Annotated in this window: 17 protein-coding genes and 3 tRNA genes; 4 read left to right on the forward strand and 16 right to left on the reverse strand. The window is 31.3% G+C overall.

Annotated elements, in window-relative coordinates; all coding sequences use genetic code 11:
• The first annotated feature begins 50 nt into the window (after positions 1-50).
• The gene (locus HUW60_RS01805; RefSeq protein ID WP_190600737.1) at positions 51-638 is read left to right on the forward strand and encodes a class I SAM-dependent methyltransferase; all 588 of its coding nucleotides are present in this window, start codon (positions 51-53) and stop codon (positions 636-638) included.
• Positions 639-687: 49 nt separating this feature from the next.
• A complete protein-coding gene (grxD, locus tag HUW60_RS01810) occupies positions 688-1,017 on the forward strand; it encodes a Grx4 family monothiol glutaredoxin (RefSeq protein ID WP_190600738.1) in 330 nt (109 codons plus the stop codon).
• A 71-nt stretch (positions 1,018-1,088) separates the two neighbouring features.
• Here the strand turns inward: grxD and purL are convergent, their stop codons facing one another.
• From purL to dnaQ, 13 genes are all read right to left on the reverse strand, one after another.
• Entirely contained in the window at positions 1,089-4,913 is a 3,825-nt protein-coding gene (gene purL / locus HUW60_RS01815; RefSeq protein ID WP_190600739.1) for a phosphoribosylformylglycinamidine synthase, read from the reverse strand.
• A 141-nt stretch (positions 4,914-5,054) separates the two neighbouring features.
• Positions 5,055-5,798: a YebC/PmpR family DNA-binding transcriptional regulator gene (locus HUW60_RS01820; protein WP_190600740.1), complete on the reverse strand. Its 744-nt coding sequence runs from the start codon at positions 5,796-5,798 to the stop codon at positions 5,055-5,057.
• 11 nt (positions 5,799-5,809) lie between these two features.
• Entirely contained in the window at positions 5,810-6,760 is a 951-nt protein-coding gene (gene nadA, locus HUW60_RS01825) for a quinolinate synthase NadA (protein WP_190600741.1), read from the reverse strand.
• 6 nt (positions 6,761-6,766) lie between these two features.
• Entirely contained in the window at positions 6,767-8,518 is a 1,752-nt protein-coding gene (gene aspS / locus HUW60_RS01830; RefSeq protein ID WP_190600864.1) for an aspartate--tRNA ligase, read from the reverse strand.
• Entirely contained in the window at positions 8,518-9,129 is a 612-nt protein-coding gene (locus HUW60_RS01835; protein WP_190600742.1) for a DUF502 domain-containing protein, read from the reverse strand. Before HUW60_RS01835 ends, aspS begins: the two co-directional genes overlap by 1 nt.
• 56 nt (positions 9,130-9,185) lie before the next feature.
• Complete coding sequence (map, locus tag HUW60_RS01840) at positions 9,186-9,962, reverse strand: type I methionyl aminopeptidase (protein WP_190600743.1); 777 nt, start codon at positions 9,960-9,962, stop codon at positions 9,186-9,188.
• Positions 9,953-10,981 carry a M48 family metalloprotease gene (locus tag HUW60_RS01845; protein ID WP_190600744.1) on the reverse strand — a complete coding sequence of 343 codons (1,029 nt, stop codon included), beginning with the start codon at positions 10,979-10,981 and terminating at the stop codon, positions 9,953-9,955. Before HUW60_RS01845 ends, map begins: the two co-directional genes overlap by 10 nt.
• Positions 10,982-11,121: 140 nt before the next feature.
• Positions 11,122-11,730, reverse strand: a complete 609-nt coding sequence (locus HUW60_RS01850) for a LemA family protein (RefSeq protein ID WP_190600745.1) — start codon at positions 11,728-11,730, stop codon at positions 11,122-11,124.
• A gap of 808 nt (positions 11,731-12,538) precedes the next feature.
• Positions 12,539-12,614: transfer RNA gene (locus tag HUW60_RS01855), tRNA-His, on the reverse strand.
• Positions 12,615-12,647: 33 nt separating this feature from the next.
• Positions 12,648-12,724, reverse strand: a tRNA-Arg gene (locus tag HUW60_RS01860).
• Positions 12,725-12,766: 42 nt separating this feature from the next.
• Positions 12,767-12,843: transfer RNA gene (locus tag HUW60_RS01865), tRNA-Pro, on the reverse strand.
• A gap of 120 nt (positions 12,844-12,963) precedes the next feature.
• Entirely contained in the window at positions 12,964-13,137 is a 174-nt protein-coding gene (locus HUW60_RS01870; protein ID WP_190600746.1) for a hypothetical protein, read from the reverse strand.
• Between the two features lie 324 nt (positions 13,138-13,461).
• A complete protein-coding gene (dnaQ, locus tag HUW60_RS01875; protein WP_190600747.1) occupies positions 13,462-14,124 on the reverse strand; it encodes a DNA polymerase III subunit epsilon in 663 nt (220 codons plus the stop codon).
• Positions 14,125-14,195: 71 nt separating this feature from the next.
• Here dnaQ and rpoZ point away from each other — a divergent pair, with 71 nt between their 5' ends.
• The gene (gene rpoZ, locus HUW60_RS01880) at positions 14,196-14,510 is read left to right on the forward strand and encodes a DNA-directed RNA polymerase subunit omega (RefSeq protein WP_190600748.1); all 315 of its coding nucleotides are present in this window, start codon (positions 14,196-14,198) and stop codon (positions 14,508-14,510) included.
• Between the two features lie 2,021 nt (positions 14,511-16,531).
• Here the strand turns inward: rpoZ and HUW60_RS01885 are convergent.
• Complete coding sequence (locus HUW60_RS01885) at positions 16,532-17,170, reverse strand: hypothetical protein (protein WP_190600749.1); 639 nt, start codon at positions 17,168-17,170, stop codon at positions 16,532-16,534.
• A gap of 47 nt (positions 17,171-17,217) precedes the next feature.
• Positions 17,218-18,204: a porphobilinogen synthase gene (gene hemB, locus HUW60_RS01890; RefSeq protein WP_190600750.1), complete on the reverse strand. Its 987-nt coding sequence runs from the start codon at positions 18,202-18,204 to the stop codon at positions 17,218-17,220.
• A 76-nt stretch (positions 18,205-18,280) separates the two neighbouring features.
• On the opposite strand from hemB, the gene thiC reads away from it, so the two are divergent.
• Entirely contained in the window at positions 18,281-20,119 is a 1,839-nt protein-coding gene (gene thiC / locus HUW60_RS01895; protein WP_190600865.1) for a phosphomethylpyrimidine synthase ThiC, read from the forward strand.
• Positions 20,120-20,265: 146 nt separating this feature from the next.
• On the opposite strand, the gene HUW60_RS01900 is transcribed toward thiC, so the two are convergent.
• A complete protein-coding gene (locus HUW60_RS01900) occupies positions 20,266-21,516 on the reverse strand; it encodes a 3-deoxy-D-manno-octulosonic acid transferase (RefSeq protein ID WP_190600751.1) in 1,251 nt (416 codons plus the stop codon).
• Positions 21,517-21,564: the final 48 nt, after the last annotated feature.

Here is a 21,564-nt window from a genome sequence, read left to right on the forward strand (position 1 = left end):
TTTATCATTAACAGTTTATTAAAAACCCTTATTGTATAATAAGAAACGACATGTTTACAAAAAAAGATATTTTAAGGTTAAAGCAAGATTTAACTATTCAAACAAATTTACTTGGAGTTAATTTGACTCTAAAAACGCGTTGGGGTGTATTTAGTCCTCGTTCTATTGATGACGGTACTAAATTATTCATGAAGCATTTGAAAATTATTAATGATGACAAGTGCCTTGATTTAGGATGTGGTTATGGTCCTATCGGTTTAGCAGTTGCTAAGTCTTGTCCAAAAACAGAGGTTCATATGGTGGATAAAGATTTTATTGCTGTTGAATTATCAAATATCAATGCTAAACTTAATCGTATCGATAATGTACAGATTTATTTGTCAGATGCATTTTTAAGTGTTAATAAAACAAACTATTTTGATCAAGTATTGTCAAATGTGCCTGCTAAAGTAGGCAGAGAACAGCTAAGTATTATTCTATATGATGCTTATGATGTGTTAAAAACAGGCGGTAAAATAACATTTGTAACCATTAATGGCTTAAGATATTTCATTAAAAATAATTTAAAATTTGTATTTGGTAATTATAAAAAACTCAAACAGGGGCAGAAGTATACAGTTTCTCAGGCAATTAAATAATATATGAGTAAAATACTCAGTAATTAAACATGAAATAGGAGTAAGTAGAATGAATGTAATGGATAGAATTCAACATCAAGTAGATAGCGCTGCAGTTGTACTTTATATGAAAGGTACGCCACAATTTCCTCAGTGCGGATTTTCTGCTAAAGCAGCACAAACACTAACTTCAACAGGTGTTGAGTTTGCCTATGTGAATATTTTTGAAGATCAAGAAGTATTCCAAAACTTGCCAACTTTTGCAAATTGGCCGACATTCCCTCAAATTTATTTTAATTCAGAATTAGTTGGGGGCGGAGATATTATTGTTGAAATGGCTGAAATGGGTACTTTAAAAGATGAGATGAAAAAAGCCTCTGAAAAGTTTGATATTAAATAATATGTTTACATATGTTAGTATAATCACAATAGTCAATCTTTATCTTGTCTTATTAAATACCATAGTTTGTATTAATCAACCCAAGCTCTAGCGTTTTCAAACATTCTTATCCATGGGCCACGTTCACGCCAATATTTTGGATAATAAGAGTTTTGTACGCTTCTAATAACACGCTCTGGGTGTGGCATCATAATAGTGACTTGCCCAGATTTATTTGTAACGCCTGCTGTAGCAAAATCTGAACCGTTTGGATTATGCGGATAATTTTGTGTTGGCTTTCCATCATGGTCAACATATTGCATAATTGAATAGTTTTTATTCATTTGAAGTGCAAAGCTTGCACGACCTTCGCCATGAGCAATACTAATTGGTATAATTGATCCTTCCATTTCTTTGAAGAAAATTGAGTTTGATGGTTTGATTTTAACCGAGGAAAAACGTGCTTCAAATTGTTCAGAAGCGTTACGTTTAAAAGTTGGGAAATGCTTACTATCAGGGATAATTTGTGTTAAATTAGACATCATTTGACAGCCATTACAAACACCAAGTGCAAAACTATCATTTCGATTAAAAAAAACTTCAAATTCGTTTTTAGCACGTTCATTATATAGAATAGAACTTGCCCAACCGCGCCCTGCGCCAAGCACATCGCCATAGGAAAAACCACCACAAGCTACTAAGCCTTTAAAATCAACTAGGGATACTTTTCCAGATAAAATGTCACTCATGTGTACATCAATCGCACTGAATTGTGCTTTGGTAAATGCTACACCCATTTCAATTTGACCATGAATGCCTTGTTCTCTCAAGATGGCAATTTTTGGCTTTGTTGGTATTTTGATATAAGGTGCTGATATGGATTTGTTAATATTAAAATTTAAATCAATTTTAATTCCTGATGTGCACTCACTAATATTGCTAAACTCTTCTTTAGCACAATTTGGATTGTCTCTTAATTTAGCAATTTTATAAGAAGTTGATGACCAAAGTTTTTGTAATTCAGCTCTTGGTTTGTTGTAAATTAAATTATCATTTGAACTAATTTGAATCATGTCAGTATTATTAATTAAAGCAATAGTACGTGTGAAATTAGAGAGTCCTATCTTATCAAGAGCCTTCATCACTGTTTGTTTGTTATCATTTTTAACTTGAATGACACAACCTAACTCTTCATTAAATAACTCTTCAATTTGACCATTAAAAGTTATATCTAGACCACAATGTGAGGCAAATGCTATCTCTAATAAAGTTACAATTACACCACCATCACTACGATCATGATAGGCACTAATCAGCCCGCTCTTATTAAATTGGTTAATGACAGTGAAGAATTTTTTAAATGTAGTTTCTTTGTCGAGATTAGGTGCAATATTTCCTATTTGATTATAAACTTGTGCGATACATGACCCGCCCATTCTATTTTGACCAAAGCCTAAGTCAATAAGCAATAATTCACTTTTTTGTGTGGTTTCAAGTAGTGGTGTGAGTTGCAACCTTACATCGGATGTTTTAGAAAAGGCGGTAATGATAAGAGAGAGTGGTGCAGTGACTGATTTGTTTATATCATTATCTTTCCATGTGCTTTTCATGTTCATTGAATCTTTTCCAACTGGTATAGTTAAGCCTAATTTAGGACATAAGTCCATGCTTATAGCTTTCACTGCTTCAAAAAGCTTAACATCTTCATTTTCATGCCCGCTTGCACTCATCCAATTTGCACTAAGGTTGATATGATGAATATCTTCAACATATCCACCAAGCATATTAGTGAGAGCTTCTCCAATTGTCATTCTAGCTGCACAGCGTGCGTCACAAAGTGCCAAAGGTGCACGTTCTCCAAGTGACATAATTTCGCCCTTAAAACCAACGTAGTCTGCAATTGAAATTGCACAATCAGCAACTGGAACTTGCCACGGGCCAATAAATTGATCACGAGCAATCATACCAGTAACGCTTCTATCGCCAATTGTGATTAAGAAATTTTTACTCGCGACGCTTGGCAGTTGTATAATTCTAGTGATTGCATCATCTAGTTTAATATTGCTAGTATCTAAAATATTGAGTATATCAGTAGATGACTTGGCATTAATACTAATTTTAGGCGGGTTGCCTAATAAAACAGTCATTGGGATATTAATAGGAATATTATTAAATAATTTATCATTTAGAATTAATACTTGTTCCTTAGTTGTTTCGCCAAGTACAGCAAATGGCGAGCGCTCACGTTTGCAAATATCTGTAAATACGTTTAAGTTTTTTTCACTAATAGCAAGTACGTAGCGCTCTTGTGATTCGTTGCACCAAATTTCAAGTGGTGACATTTGGTTATCATCATTTGGAATGGCACGTAATTGAAATTTTCCGCCTCTGCTAGAATTATTGATTAGTTCAGGTAATCCATTTGATAATCCTCCTGCACCAATATCATGAATAGAAATAATTGGGTTGTTTTCTGCTAGATTGGTACATTTATCAATAACTTCTTGGGCACGTCTTTGCATTTCAGGATTGGCACGTTGTACTGAGGCAAAGTTTAGGTCTTCATTTTGTTTGTCACTTTTAATACTTGCTGCTACGCTACCTCCTAAACCAATCAACATTGAAGGTCCGCCTAAAACAATAATTTTACTTCCAACTGGAATAGTACCTTTTTTAATATGTCTTCGTTGAATATGTCCCAATCCACCAGCAAGCATAATAGGCTTATGGTAACCTCTTATATCTCCATTAGGCATTTGTTGTTCAAAAGTTCTAAAATATCCTAATATATTTGGTCTACCAAACTCATTATTAAAACTTGCTACTCCAATAGGAGCCTCTAGAATAATATCAAGGGCTGATTGAATTTGATTTGGCTTTCCATATTCAATTTCCCATGGCTGCTTAGCATTTTTAATTTTAAGATTAGATACACTAAAACCACATAAACCGACTTTAGGTTTTGAACCCTTACCTGTTGAACCCTCGTCACGAATTTCACCACCAGAGCCTGTTGCAGCGCCTTGATGCGGAGCAATAGCAGTAGGGTGATTATGCGTTTCAACTTTCATTAAAATTGCACGGTGTTCTTGAGTGCTTACATATTCATTATTTTCATTTGCGTAAAAACGCTCACCTTGATAACCTGCCATCACTGCTGAATTGTCTGAATAAACACTTAATAAACCTTTTGGGTTTTGATGATAAGTGTTTCGAATCATAGAAAATAAACTTTTTTCTTGAGCTATATCATTAATTATCCAATTAGCATTAAATATTTTATGTCGGCAATGTTCTGAATTTATTTGTGTGAACATCATTAGTTCAATATCATTTGGATTTCGTTTAAGGTGTGTGAAATTCTCATTCAGATAGCTAATTTCACTATCAGATAAAGACAAGTTTAACTCAATATTGCTACGCTCTAATGCAGACTTTCCTCCATTTAGTATATCAATACTAGATAGTGATTTTGCTTTAAGTTTATTAAAAATTAAATACATATTATTAATTGAGCCAAGTTCTGATTCTGTCATCTTATCCATAATCATTGTTAGAATAGCAGCTCTATTATCTGATATCTTATCAAAATGATAAATTATCCCACGCTCAATGCGACGTATTTTTTCAAGTCCACATAAGTGTAAAATATTACTTACTTTTGAAGACCAAGGTGAGATTGTTCCAAAACGTGGTATGATAATAATTTGTACACTGTTATTTATTTTAATATGTGCTTCATAACTTAATAATTGTTCAAGTATAAGTAGCTCACTATTGCTAAGTGTATTTTCACAATCAGCAAAATGTATATATTCTATACCAATTAGATTTACCCCAAGTAAAGCTATTTTCTTATTAAGAATGTCTTTTTTGAAAGCGCTTAGAGCTTGAATGTGTTGAATGGTTTTAATCATAATTAATTTTTATCTTTTGTAGCTTTTAGTTCTTTGTAAGTTTATTTTGATATTGTTTGATATGGTTTGTAGTTTTTTGTATAATTATCTTTAAAGACTGTTAGGTATGGATAATTTGCCTGTATTATTGTACAAATCATTTTAGAATTGTGATACTATTTCATCAGAAATATCCGCGTTGTGATACACCTCTCGAGTGTCGTCTAAATCTTCTAGACTATCAATTAGTTTTATGAATTTTTCTGCATCATGCAGATTAAGTTTAATATAGTTGATAGGTTTCATTATTACCTCAGAGTGACTTGGTTCTAACCTTGCTGTGATAAGTGTATTTCTAATGGTGAAAAAATCTTTAGTTGTAGTGATGACATAAATAGAACCATTATCATTGGTGATAATATCTTTTGCACCTGCATCAAGTGCTACTTCCATAATTTGTTCTTCATCGCCTGTCTCAAAATTGATAAATCCTTGTTTAGTAAATAGATAAGAGACTGAACCTTCTATGCTTAAATTACTCCCGTATTTTGAGAAAGCATGACGTACATCGGCAACTGTTCGATTGCGATTATTTGTTAGTGTATCAACTATAATGGCAGTACCAGCTAAACCATAACCTTCGTAACGCACTTCATCATAGTTCTTATTATCTACTAAATCGACACTACCGCGTTTAACTGCATTTTCGATTGTATCGCGTTTCATATTGGCTGCTAAAGCTCTATCAATTATTATTTTAAGGGAAGGATTATTTTCAATCATACTCCCACCTGTTTTAGTAGCTATGATAATTTCTTTAATGAATTTGCCGAATATTTTGCCACGTTTAACATCTTGTATCCCTTTTCTGTGTTGAATATTATGCCATTTACTATGTCCTGCCATTAAACTGCCTCTTATAAAGTAAAATTGAGTAATTTGTGTATTGATTTTTTTGCTTGAATTACGATTGATTGATCAATTATTATCTCATGTGTTTTATTTTGAATAGCATCAAGGCAATTATCTAGGGTATTCATTGCCATCCACTGACAATGTGCGCATGATTCACAATCTGCACTTTCGCCCATAGTAGGAGCTTCTATTAGTTTCTTATTCGGTGCAACTTCATGCATTTTATGGAAAATACCATTGTCAGTTGCGACAATAAAAGTTTGTTCTTTTCTATTTTTAACTGCATTAATTAGTGTTGTAGTTGAACCGATTACATCTGCTAAATCCACCACTTCTTGTGGTGACTCTGGATGAACTAATGTCGCGGCTTCTGGATATATATTTTGTAATTGAATGAGTGCTTTAGCTTTGAAACGTTCATGTACCAAACAAGCACCTTGCCAAAGTAGCATGTCAACACCTGTTTTATTTTTGACATAATTACCTAAATTCTTATCAGGTGCCCATAAGATTTTTTTACCTTTATCTTTAAGATATTTGACAACATTAAGCGCACTACCTGAGGTAACTACCCAATCAGCTTTTGCTTTGACTTGTGCTGAAGTGTTAGCGTAGACAACAACTGTTCTATTAGAGTGTTCATCGCAAAATTTTGAAAATGCGTCAATTGGACAATCCTCATCTAACGAACAAGTAGCTTTGTCATCCAAAATGAGTACTGTTTTTTCAGGAGAAAGGATTTTAGCAGTTTCTCCCATAAATTTAACTCCTGCAACGATAATGATATCTGCATCACTGTTTTGGCTAAAGCGTGCCATTTCTAATGAATCAGAGACGATGCCCCCAGTTTCTTCTGCTAAGGTTTGCAATTTAGCATCCACATAGTAGTGTGCAACTAAGATTGCATTATGAGCCTTTAGTGCTGTTTTAATTTTTTCTTGAATCGACAACACGGATGATTAGTCTTTTTCTGGTAATCTAATCTTAACATTTAATTCGCGTAATAATTTTTTTGGTACGTTTGCAGGTGCATCGGTTAGTAAACATGTGGCAGTTTGAGTCTTAGGAAAAGCAATTACATCACGAATGAGATCTGTACCTGTCATAACCATTATTAAGCGGTCAAGGCCAAATGCCATACCGCCATGAGGTGGACAACCATATTCCAGTGCATCTAGTAAAAATCCAAATTTATCTTGTGCTTTTTGATTGGAAATGCCTAATAATTTTAACACTGTTTTTTGCATTTCAACTTGGTGAATACGAATAGAGCCACCGCCCACTTCGGAGCCATTAATAACTAAATCATACGCACGAGAAAAGGCAGTTTTAGTAGTTTGTTTTAATGTTTCTTTGTCAACTGTAGGTGCTGTAAATGGATGATGAGTAGCATTTAATGAACCATTATCATTTATTTTAAACATTGGAAAATCAACTACCCAAATAGGCGCCCATTTTGTATCAAATAAATTTAAATCTTTAGCAATTTTCTCACGTAAATTGCCCAAAGATTCATTAACAATTTTGGTTTTATCAGCACCAAAGAAAATAATATCTCCTGTCTTTGCACTTGTTATTTCTATGATTTTATTAGTAATTTCATCGTTTAAGAATTTTAAAATGGGAGAAGTTGGACCATTCTTATTAAGTTTGATATAAGCTAAGCCTTTTGCCCCATAAATACCAACGTATTTAGTATATTTATCAATATTTTTACGGCTAATACTAGCACCACCTGATATTTTTAAAGCAGCAACGCGAGAACTACTATTATTAGCGGGTTCTGAAAATATTTTAAAATCAACATTTTTCATTAATTTATCTATACTTATTATTTGTATTGGGATGCGCATATCTGGGCAGTCGAGTCCGTATTTTTCCATGGCATCTTCATAGGTAATGGTAGGGAATTTATTGCCTAAGTCGACATTAATAACTGATTTAAATAAGTATCTAGTCATCCTTTCCATCATTTTCATGATTTCATTTTCATTCATAAATGATGTTTCAATATCTAATTGAGTGAATTCAGGCTGGCGATCAGAACGTAAATCTTCATCTCTAAAACATTTAATAATCTGATAATAACGTTCAAATCCTGAAATCATTAAGAGTTGTTTAAATAATTGTGGTGATTGTGGTAAAGCAAAGAATTTGCCTGGATGAGTGCGTGAAGGTACTAAATAATCACGCGCACCTTCTGGAGTGGCTTTAGTTAAGAAAGGAGTCTCAATGTCTAAAAAATCATGTTTATCCATAAATTTACGAATGTAATGAGTAACACGAGAACGTAATTGCAAGCGTTTTTGCATAGCATCATTACGTAAGTCTAAATATCTATATCTTAGTCGTATTTCTTCCGAGGTGTTGATTGCATTAATTTGGAATGGTGTTGGTTTAGAAGTATTAAGAATTTCAATATTTTGTGCTTTAATCTCAATTTCACCACTGACCAGTTTAGGATTATTTAAACCTTTGCCTCTAGCAATAACTAGACCTGAAATTTTTAATACGAATTCATTACGAATAGTTTCAGCTAAATAAAAATCTTTATTATCAGGATTGATAACTACTTGGACAATACCTCGTATGTCTCGTATGTCTAAAAAGATAACACCGCCATGGTTACGTTTTCGATTGACCCATCCACAAATTTCTACTATTTGTCCCGCATCAAACAAATTTATTTTACCACAATAATGTGTTCTTATCATTTTATTTGTCCTTCTTGTATTGGTGTTATCACGCCAGTAGAAATAACCAGTTTAAATGCTTCATCAACACTCATGTCAAGTTCAATTACATCATTTTTTGCTAGCATAATGAAAAAGCCAGAAGTAGGGTTGGGTGTAGTGGGTACGTAAATATTAATCATTTCTTGTCCAATTTTTTTTGCCACTTCGCCGCTATAGTTGCTTGTTCGAAAGGCGATAGTCCACATACCTTTACGTGGATATTCAACCAATACTGCTTCTTTGAAGCTTTTACCAGAAGGGCTAAGTACCGTATCCGAAAGTTGTTTAAGTGCACTATAAATGCTTCTAAAACCTGGAATCTTGTTGAGTAATTTTTCCCAAAGTTGGATTAGTTTACGACCAATAAAGTTATTAACTAATGCACCTGTTATCAATAGGATTAAAATAACCCAAATAATACCAGATCCAGGAATGGTTCCATTTAAATCAAATAAAGCTTCTGGCAGATATTGAAAAGGGACAATATTATTAATTAGCTCTAAAAAGAATTTAATAACAACAATACTTAAGCCTAATGGTATCCAAAACAATAGACCAGAGATAAAATAATTTCGTAAGCGTTTCAATGATTTAAAATAATAACAATAAAGAAGGTTATTTTAGCATAAGCATTATATTATTTTTATACTGGCTCTTCATCTCTGAGTGTTAAAATTTCGCATCCATTTTTTGTAACTAAAATAGTATGTTCCCATTGCGCAGAAAGTGTGTGATCCTTTGTGGTTACTGTCCAGTTATCTATTTTTGAGGTGATGACTTCGAATCCACCTAAATTAATCATAGGTTCAATTGTAAATGTCATACCTGCTTCAAGGATTGGGCTGATATTTAATCTTCCATCATCATAATGAATTACTTGAGGCTCAGCATGGAACTCAGTTCCAATACCATGTCCACAATAATCACGCACTACAGCGCAATTATTTTTGCTTGCATAAGCGCCAATTGTTTTGCCAATTTCACCTAAATGAACTCCAGGTTTTACCTGTTTAATGCCGATATATAAACATTCTTGTGCAATTTTGCAAATGCGTTGTGCTTTGATACTAGATTTACCAATGATGAACATTTTTGATGTATCACCATGAAAACCATTTTTAATAATAGTAATATCAATATTAATAATATCACCTATTCTAAGTTTTCTATTTCCAGGAATGCCGTGGCAAACTACATGGTTGATACTAGTACAAATAGATTTTGGAAAGCCGTGATAATTAAGTGGGGCAGCAATAGCTCCTTGTCGATTAACAATGTAATTGTGACAAATTTTGTCTAATTCATTTGTGCTAATACCAGCCTTAACATAGGGTGATATCATATCAATAACATTAGCTGCTAAACGTCCAGCCATACGCATTTTTCCTATTTCGTCTTTTGATTTGATTGCTATTGACATGAGGCTTTATTTTGAATTCTTTTAATACGTTTTTTTAGTGGTGGATGTGTGGCGAATAATTTATTACCCATGCTAAATAGCATGGCATGGGCATATTCTTTGGCATTAGGATTTTTAAGTGTAGTTATAGCATCACCTTTTATGATTTTAAATGCCTCTATCAACCCGCTAGGGTAGCGAGTAAATTGGATAGCAGAGGCATCTGCTAAGTATTCGCGTTGGCGTGACATTGCTGCTTGCAAGAGACGACCAAACCAAACTGTCATCATTCCAATTAAAGCAATAATAGCAGCGATTGCCAGTAATAATAATTTTGCGCGACCATCCATACGACGACTATAAGCGGCTTGGTAAAATATCACTCTAGAGAAGAAGAGTAGCACAGTAAAACTAAACACAAACGCACTAATTTGGATATTAAGCTTAATATCATGGTTAACAATATGTCCGATTTCATGAGCAATTATACCAGATAATTGAGTACGATTAAAACTTTTCATTGAACCTTGGGTAATGGCAATAATTGCTTCTTGAGTAGTTTTTCCTGCAGCAAAGGCGTTAATAGCATTATCTGGAATTATGTATAAGGCAGGAGTAGGAATGTTAGCTGCTAAGGCTTGTTCAGTAACGATATTAAGCGCTTGTTTTTCTCCAATTGATAGCTCGTTGTCTTTATCACTAATTAATTTACCATCAAAAGCAAGTGCGACTTTATGTCCATTTGATTTTTGAAAAAAACCAAATACTGTAGCACTTATCATTGCTAATAATACCATTATTAAAAATCCTAAAAAATTGAGTAATTGTTCTTGATTTTGAAAGACGATTTGATTAGCAGCAATGAACTTTTCACTAAGACTGTATTGTTGATATTCAGGTTGATAAAACTGTGCTAAATTTAGTCCAACAAACAAAGTATAAGATATTAATATAGATGAAATTAGTAATAAAACAAGGTATAAAGACCAAATGATTAGAGTGTTTTTTTTAGCTTTGTCTTGATGTTTCCTAAAATCCATTGTTAGGAGATCCTCCATAAATCATAGTTTGATTTAGGAGCTACATTCTTTTCATCACCTTTTCTAGGGATAAAAAAAAGTTTAGTTTTACATATTTTAGTATGAACTCCTGCCATTGTATATATATAATGTTTCTGTACTTAAGAAAATAAGTCTTTAGGTGCTTGCTTTAATTGTTCTATGCTTTCGTTGAATTCTAAGTTTTGTGCATCTACACTAAATTTAAATATACTGGTAAATAATATATTTGGAAATGATTTTTTATACTCATTAAACTTTTGAACCAAGTCGTTATACCCTTGTCTAGCACTAGCAATGCGATTTTCTGTTGCGATCATTTCCTCGCTTAGTTGTATCATATTACTGTTTGCTTTTAAATCAGGATACGCTTCCATTTTTAAGTTAAAACCATTCATTGCACTTTCCAAAGCTATTTGAGAGCTTGCCAAATTTGTCATGGCATTTTTTTTATCTGGATTTTTTTGTGCTACCTTGTTGGTTTGTATTAATTCTGTTCTAGCTTTAGTAACAGTAGTCAACGTTTCTCTTTCATGCTCCATGTATTTTTTGGCAATATCAACTAAATTACCAATTAAGTCTAAGCGTCGTTTAAGTTGTACTGAAATTTGCTCAAAACCATTCTGATACTGAGTTTTATAAGAAACCAAGTTGTTATAAATACTAGCAAGCCAAATAAGTAAAACAATAATAATTGTGATCAGTAACCAGTTTTGTATTAAAAATTCCATTTTTAAACTCCTATAAAAAGTTAATCAATATTAATTTTTAAAATGTTGATTATATACGCTATTATCATTTAAATTTAAATCTTGAATTTAATTTTCAATAATTGTTGAATATTTTACATTCAAATAGGTAACAATAAATTCAAGTGGAGCTCGATTAAACTTGTAAATCTTAAGCGTGTATTTTTTTCAATTTTTTTAAGATCCTACCACTAATGATTGGATAACCATAACCACTTAAATGCTTTTTTGTTACCTATTTTTTATTTACTTATAGTGATAAGTAAGTTTATTTTTTCACAAACTTGTTATCTAGTGTGATTGTTCTATTTGGAAACTTTCTTTTAATAAATTTATTTCTAATTTACTGGTTAGTAAATATTTTAGATAAATTATGTACTATAATTTGAGTGAGTAATAATCGTTAACTCATTGGTTTTATTTATTAAATATTTATACTTAAAAACTATAACAATTTAAAGATTTTTAGCCAACCTTCTAAGTATATATTGGTCTTTCTATTTTAGGTTTTGGAAAATACCACTAGTTTGGTTAAATTAAATACTATATTTTTGTTTAATAATAATTTAGCTAGTTGTTTCTATTTAAGATAAATAAAAACTTCTTGTCAATTTCTGAATAGTCTTTTTAATAGATCTTGCTCAGTTATTTTTTACTATAATTGTAAGTCGCTTATAACTTTTATATAGTTTTGATAAATCATAGGAGTTTGTTGTTAAAGTATCAAATAATAATTGATTATCATTTTTTTTGATAAAATGCAAACCTAAGAATATAAATACCAGCATGATGGGGCGAGAAACGGGATTTGAACCCGCGACAACCGGAATCACAATCCGGGGCTCTACCAACTGAGCTATTCCCGCCATAAATTATACCTCAAGTTTTATCCTTAGATGTGGTACGCCCAACACGATTCGAACGTGTGACCTACGGCTTAGAAGGCCGTTGCTCTGTCCAGCTGAGCTATGGGCGCATATACCAAGGTTGTTACGTTCTATAAATGCAAGGTATTTTTTGGTCGGAGTGGAGGGATTTGAACCCCCGACCACCTGGTCCCAAACCAGATACGCTACCAAACTGCGCTACACTCCGAAAAAAACAATGATTATACTTTGTTAAATTGGAATGTAAATAGTGATTGTGTTACAATTAGTCAATTCACAATTAATACTAACATACTATCAATTTTTTTTGTATGGTTTTTTGTCTATTTTAATTAGGTTCTTCTATTCGTGATTGGGTTTGCTCCAGTAAGATTATACTAGTGTTACTAATTCCTATTTTTGAGTCAAGATTATAAATTGATGAAGCAAGGTCAGGAGAATTGGTCGGCGTATTATTAATCAAAGTAGTGTTATAGTTTAGATCAACGTATGTGTTTAACATACAAATTACTTTTTTCAAATTTTGGTGTAAAAATCATCAATAATTACAAATTTGTTGTAATTGCTATTCTGATATGAGAAAGCTTCTATCTTTATAGATAGAAATCTATTATAAGTGGAGTGATAAATATCTAAATTTTATCGTTTCTATACATATCTTTATTGATTATCATCATCGATTAAATAGTGGTGTAGCATTTTTAAATTAAAAGACTTGAATGAATAGTCTATCTGTTTTATAGAATTATTGTTTAGTATCAACTTTTAGTGTAATGTGGTTGAGTTCGTTTTGTTTTTTAACTTGGCGATAAATCTAATAATTGCCTTAAAGTTTTTTAAAGTAATTTGCGTGCTCTGCGAGTTCTTTTTTATTTGCATAAATAATTTTGATTTTGCCAATAGCATTGTTTATCCTAATAATATTATTAGCCTGTTTATTAATGGTTTTATCATTGCCAAATAAAGTAGATTGTCCACCAGTCATTGCAAGATAAACTTGTGCTAGAATTTGTACATCTAACAGCGCACCATGCACAATTCTTGCACTTGAGTCAATTTTAAATCGCCGACATAAAGAATCAAGGTTATGCAGTGTACCAGGTCGTTGTTTTTTAGATAATTCTAATGAATCAATAATGTTGCATTTGTCTTCAATACGTTCATTAATACCTATAAGTTTAAGTTCGTGATTTAGAAATCCAAGATCAAATGGAGCATTATGGATAATGAGAGTTGTTTCTTTAATATAAGCTAAAAATTCTTCAACAACCTCTTTAAATTTAGGCTTTTTTGTTAAAAATTTATCAGTAATGCCATGGATACGCACTGAATCACCAACATTACGATTTGGTTGTATGTATTCATGATATTCATTATTTTTAGTGATTTGTCTGTTTATAATCTCTATACAACCAATTTCAATGATACGATGACCTTCAGAAGGTTTAATCCCTGTAGTTTCAGTATCTAGTACAATTAGTCTTTCCATCGAATATTTATTAAACTTATTTTTTCGTGTACAATTATCTCATTTTATCATAAGTAATATTATTAAATATTATGGCAAGAGTAACAGTCGAAGATTGTTTAGACCATGTAGAAAATCGCTTTGAGTTGGTATTGGTAGCAGCAAAACGCGCACATCAGTTAAGTTCTGGAGGTTATAAACCATTATTAAATGCAGGGAAAGATAAGCCAACGGTAGTAGCTTTAAGAGAGATTGAGGCAGGGTTAATTGACTCTTCAATTTTAAGTGAAATTTATGTAATAGATGAGCAATTATCAGCACAACAAAAAGTATTGGATAGTGTAAAAATATCTGAGATTAAAGATAAATTATCAGTAACAGATGTTGATAAAGTTATTGATAAGTAACGAATATTTAATTCGTGATGTGATGTATGTTATTATTTATTAAAATAATATGATAATCGGCAGTTATTTATGTATTACTGTAGTTTTTGAATTTTGAATTTTGAATTTGATTTTAGTATAACAACATTTGCAATAGCAACAGACTCTGGATGAGTGTAATATCATTTATATCCATGGTAGATTTAATTGTTTATAGTTGTGGCAGTTTTATTTTCTTAATGGATTGGATAGATGATTATATTTAATATATGATGTTGCTTTTATTTTAAGGAAATATGGTTCGTTTACAGTTCCATAATTTATTTCTAATTAGAATATTTTAAAAAATTTTTTGTTATTTTAGTTATTTTATTATACTAAATAGGATTTTTTATTATTTTTATGTATTCCAATTAAAGGTGGCCATATCAGTAAACCTATCAAATCATCTATGTATGATGAAGTAACTTATGAATAAATGTATCAAAATTCAATTGATGACGACGACATAGTAACCGAGATAATTTCTAGATTGTCAAAAAGATTTGAATTAAATTCTCTAATACTAATTATATAAAAGACCAAATTGACTGGTTTAAAGGGAGTGAGTTAAATATTATTTACAATTATATGGATAAACATCTATTTATATGTAAATTAAATTATTATCATTTTTGTAAGGTTATGAACCTAAGTTGAGTTAGTATTTACTTGTTAACAGATTCATGACGAGGTGGCAAAACTTAGCAATGAACTTAAAACTTTAAGGGTTGAGAAAGGCGGTTCGAGGTTACATTTATATTTTGATGATTTTACAAGCAATTTATGCTATGTTATCTTGTATTTGTATTAATACTGTTCATTATATGGTATTAATTATTTCTTACTAGAAGTATTAAAAATAGAATTTTAGACTCTCAATGTAAGATTGTTATTACTGGTAATAAAGATATACGCATTGGTATAACCACTGAGTTAAAGGCAAATTTTGATTAAGTAGTTATTGTGTGTGATTGTATTGATATAGATATCTTATATCATGATTTAGCTTCTGAAGTTTCAGCTAAATATCCATAATTTATATTGAAATACTACTGTTTATTTTTTATAGTTCTGGTTCTACTGTAAAGCCAAAATGGATGTTACCTATTTTAGGTAACAATAATACACATTATAGTTGGTTGAGCGGTAAGGTGTTCTTATTTTATTTATGGTACTACTTGGGAACAGTATATTAATAAGTTTTAATACTGTATTGATAATTATCCGTACATATGGGTGCTAGTGGTAAAATATGTTATTAACAATTAATGTTTGAGTTTGCGTATTTTGGCATAATTGGTGAATCAGTTAATTTTTAAAATGGAAGTGATATTATCATCCTATTAGGAAAATCAAGTGTCCTATTGTTAATATTTGGAGGTAATCAGAATAGGTAGTCATATGATTACGCTTTTGCCATATTTAATTAAACTTAAACCATGGGCTCAGTAAGCAATCTATTTTTTAGTATTGAGTTACAAGTTATAAATGCAAAAAGTAAAGCAATTAACAGGAGAATCTAATAATGGTTTAATTATTAATTTCTTGACTAGGATAAATGCGTACTTTTTACAAATAGTTATCAATGTTTTATAAAGATTTTTTTTCAATATCTAGGTAAATAATTTTTAGGTAATAGGACATATTAGGCTTGATATTAATGGTTATTATTTGATTGCTAGGCTTGTAAATTATGTAGTTAATATTCTTTAGGTGTATGTAGAGATTAAATCTAGACTGTAGTTCTAGTATTGGACTATCCTTACGATATTAAAGATTATTATCCTTGGTTAGGATTAATAATGACTAGCAGTTATCTAACGAGTTGGTTTAAAACTGAATTGGTTAAGTTAGTAATCCATGAGATTAGATCTATTGTTACTATGGTTGCTAAAGATTCTTAAGATGAGATTTATGCGTAGGATTTTAATAAAAATTTTACAAAAAAGCTAAAATAAGTTTTCTTTTTTATTTTCTAGTTATAACCTTTTTTTGAAACTTTATTTCCTTAAGCATTGTTGCTGATAGTTTATTCGCATATTCTTATTTAGCGATATAACCTTACCAAATAGCTTGTATCCTAAGTTCATGGTATTTTTAATATTATTACAGTAGTTTTGTATTTCTTCAGAAGTGTAAGAGATTAAGGTGGCAATACCAATAGCAGGTACAATAAGTCCTGTTACAGCAATATTTGTTGAGGCTTCTTTTAATTTTTTAATACTGGTAATGTTTTTCGTGATTATGTTTTTATTTTGTTCTTCAAAAATACCTTCTAAGTATTTAAGCTTTTTATCAGAGGTTTGTAATTTTTTTTGAACTGAAGTTAATAAATATTTTAAGTCTGTCATTTTTATTTTAGCATCATTCAAAACATGATCTTTGCTAGTTTCTAGTGAAAGTTTATCTTGTGCTTTTTTTAATTCTGAATGTGTTTTGATTAACTGTTTATTGAGATTTTCTATCGTATCGATATTCCTCATGGTAACAGGAAGTTTTGCTATTTGTTTAACATTGTATTCTTGTTTAAGGTTGCTGATTTTATTGTTAAGTTGAATAATTTGATTATTGTGTATAAAATAACCAATAATTAAAGTTAGTATTAGAGCAATTGAGCTAAACAATGATTTATTTTCCATAATAATTTCTCAAAAAATTAATATACTTATACTTTGATGTAAGTATATTACATCAGCCACTTAGCAGCTTGTTTAGCATAATAGGTTAAAATACCATCAGCACCAGCACGTTTGAATGCTAATAAAGTTTCTAATACCACTTGTTCTTCCTTTAGCCAGTTGTTTTGTACAGCTGCTTTTAACATAGAATATTCGCCACTGACGTGATAAGCAAAGATAGGAATGTTAAAATTTTTTTTGATTCGATAAACAATATCCAAGTATGGTAATCCAGGTTTAATCATGATTATATCTGCACCTTCATCAATATCTAGACCTACCTGACGAACAGCTTCATTAGAATTAGCTGGATCAATTTGGTAGGTTTTCTTGTTAGATTCTCCTAAATTAGCTGAGGAATCAATCGCGTCTCTAAAGGGATCATAATAATGAGAAGCATACTTTGCAGAATAAGCTAAAATATTTGTGTGAATAAATTTATTTTTTTCAAGCGCTTTACGAATAGCGTCTATACGTCCATCCATCATGTCGCTTGGCGCTACAATATCTGTACCAGCCTGTGCATGGGAAAGAGCTTGTCTAACTAAAACTTCATTTGTTTCATCGTTGAGTACATAACCATTATTATCAATTAATCCATCTTGACCGTGCGTGGTAAATGCATCAAGTGCTATATCGGTAATCACTGCTAAGTTTGAATATTTTTGTTTGACAGTGTATATGGCACGTTGTATTAAACCATCTGGGTTAAATGCCTCTTTAGCATCTAATGATTTTTTGATAGACGGAACAACAGGGAAAAGTGCAATTGCCTGAATACCTAATTCAATTAATTCAGCTACTTCAATTAATAATTGATCAACACTCAAACGTTCAATACCTGGCATTGAGTTAATATTTTGTCGTTTATTTTCACCTTTAATGATAAAAATTGGAAATATTAAATCACTGGTCAATAAGTGGTTTTCACGCATTAGTTCACGAGTATATGAGTGTTTTCTCATACGGCGTGGCCTATGGGTTAAAATTGTCATAATTATTTATATATTTATATATTTACCTTTAGTATATTATACTTCATTGAATCAATCAAACCCAACTTTCAAAAATATGTCGAATGTTAATGAAGCGTTAATCAAGCCATTTCCCAATTCTAATAAAATTTATGTACAGGGATCACGTAAAGATATTCAGGTGCCTATGCGTGAAATTACACTTACAGATACAATTGGTGAATTGGCAGAAAAAAATGCGCCTATTCATGTTTATGATACGTCAGGTGTTTATACCGATCCTAATATTAATATTGATTTGCGAAAAGGTCTTGATAATATTAGATTTTCTTGGATTAAAGAGCGAAATGATACTGAAATATTAACCGAATTTAGCTCTAATTTTTCTAATGAACGTCGAGATGATGTGCAGTTAAATGCATTACGTTTTGAACATCTACAAGTACCACGTCGTGCTAAAGATGCTAAAAATGTGTCACAAATGCATTATGCTAAACAAGGTGTTATCACACCTGAAATGGAATATATCGCCATTCGTGAAAATTGTAAATGGCAAGAATATAAAGACCAAATTGGTCAGAAAAAAGGCGAGAGTTTTGGCGCTAATATCCCAGATTTAATTACATCTGAGTTTATTTGTTCTGAAGTTGCTAAAGGACGTGCAGTAATTCCTGCTAATATTAACCATCCAGAAATAGAACCGATGATTATTGGTCGTAATTTTATGGTTAAAATTAATGGTAATATTGGCAATTCTGCATTGGGGTCGAGCATTGAAGAAGAGGTTAGTAAGATGATATGGGGTATTCGTTGGGGTGCAGATACTATTATGGATCTTTCAACTGGTAAAAATATTCACGAAACTCGTGAGTGGATTATTCGTAATTCACCTGTACCTATTGGTACAGTACCTATTTATCAAGCATTAGAGAAGGTTAATGGTATTGTTGAGAGCTTAAATTGGGAGATATTTCGTGATACACTCATCGAGCAGGCTGAGCAAGGTGTGGACTATTTCACTATCCATGCAGGAGTGCGTCTTAAACATGTACCACTGACTATTGATAGAGTAACAGGTATTGTTTCTCGGGGTGGTTCAATTATGGCAAAGTGGTGTTTAGCGCATCATACAGAGAGTTTTATTTATACACATTTTGAAGATATTTGTGAAATTATGAAGCAATATGATGTTACTTTCTCATTAGGTGATGGATTACGTCCTGGTTGTATTGCTGATGCTAATGATGTAGCACAATTTGGTGAGCTAGAAACCTTAGGAGGTCTTGTTAAAATTGCTTGGAAACATGATGTGCAAACTTTTATTGAAGGCCCTGGTCATGTACCAATGCAAATGATTAAAGAAAATATGGATAAACAGCTAGAAGAATGTGGTGAAGCACCATTTTATACACTTGGTCCGTTAACAACTGATATTGCTCCAGGCTATGATCATATTACTAGTGCTATAGGTGCCGCGCAAATTGGTTGGTATGGTTGCGCTATGCTATGTTATGTTACCCCAAAAGAGCACCTAGGGTTACCTAATAAGAATGATGTTAAACAAGGTGTTATTGCTTATAAAATTGCAGCTCATGCAGCTGATTTAGCCAAAGGACATCCGGGTGCACAAATTCGAGATAATGCTCTTTCTAAAGCGCGTTTTGAATTCAGATGGGAAGATCAATTTAATTTAGGTCTAGATCCAGATACAGCACGTAAATATCATGATGAGACTATGCCTAAACAAGCTGCAAAAACCTCGCATTTTTGTTCTATGTGCGGTCCTAAATTTTGTTCTATGAAGATCACTCAAGAGATTAAAACTATGAATGTAGATGAGATTGCTAAGATTAATTCTATCCAAATAGAAATGGATAAAAAATCTGCAGAGTTTCTAAAAAATAACAGTGAAATTTACATGAAAAAAAATAGTTAAATTTTTATTAACTTAATTTAAAAATGATCGACTATTTTCTTAAATCTTTTTTAAACAGTGTAGAGTTGAAGGATTAAGATTTTTGTTTATTGAAGCAATATTATTTTTATATTGTTTGTAGGTGTTATATTTTTTTACATTGTAGATTATATAAATTTATTGATTAATTGTAATGTATTTTTTACTGCACCTTGTTTACTGTACAAGTATTGTTGGGCGTTATATCCTAATACTTTGCATTGTTTTTCATCATTTAATAGCATTATTATTATTTTAAATAAGTCGCTTACATTTTGAATTAGAATAGCAGCATTTTGCTCTAGTAAATCTAATGATATTTCAGTAAAATTAAATATGTTAGAGCCAAATATAATAGGTTTAGCAAAAGCAGCAGGTTCAAGCATATTATGTCCACCAGTATTACTTAAACTACCTCCCATAAAAACAATATTAGCAATATCAAAGTAGGACATCATTTCACCCATAGAATCGCCTAAAAGAATTTGAACATCTTGGGAAGGTCGGTTTTCTGAACGACGAGCAATATTCAGATTAGCATTTTTAGCTAGTTTATAGACTATATTAAAACGTTCTGGATGTCTTGGAATGATAACAAGTAAGGCATTAATAGCACATTTATTTTTTGAGTATTCGTTAATAATTTGTATTTCTTCATTTTTATGAGTGCTAGCAAAAATAACAGTTTTACGTTTACCAATTATTTTTTGTAATGTATTGCTTATTATTTTGTCAGGTGTTGTGTTTTGATCAAATTTAATATTATTAGTTATTACGACATAATTATTTTTAGCACCTAATTCAATAAAATTGTTAGCAGAATTTTGATTTTGAGCAACGATTAAGCTGATCTTATTTAAGGATTGTTTGACTAAGTTAGAGGTAAATTTTTGGTATTTTTCTTTTGATTGTTGTGATAATCTGGCATTGATAAGTAGTATTGGGATATTTTTTTTGTTGAGTTCGTGGATTAGATTAGGCCAAATTTCTGTTTCTAATAGTAGACATATTTTTGGATTAATTTGCTTAATATAATGCCTAATAATCAATGGTAAATCATAAGGAAAATAAAGATTAACTACCTTATCTTTATAATAACTTATCACTGCGTCAGAACCTGTAGGTGTAGTTGTGGTGACTAATAATTTATGATTAGGGTGTTGTTTAATAAGCTTATCAATAATAATAATAGCTGCTTTAAATTCACCTACAGAAACACAATGTACCCAAATAATAGGTTCTTGTATTCTAGTAATTAAGCCAAGTCGTTCATTAATTCTTTGTCTAAATTTAGGTGTTTTTATGCCTTTAATTATTAACCTTAGGATTATAAATGGTAATAAAATATATCCTATTATATTGTAGAGACTTTGGTCCATTTTGGAAGTGGTATAATATAGTTCATTATATTTTAGCGGTTTTGAAGT

This window comes from Candidatus Vesicomyosocius sp. SY067_SCS001, from assembly GCF_014706615.1.
Lineage (GTDB): Bacteria > Pseudomonadota > Gammaproteobacteria > PS1 > Pseudothioglobaceae > Ruthia.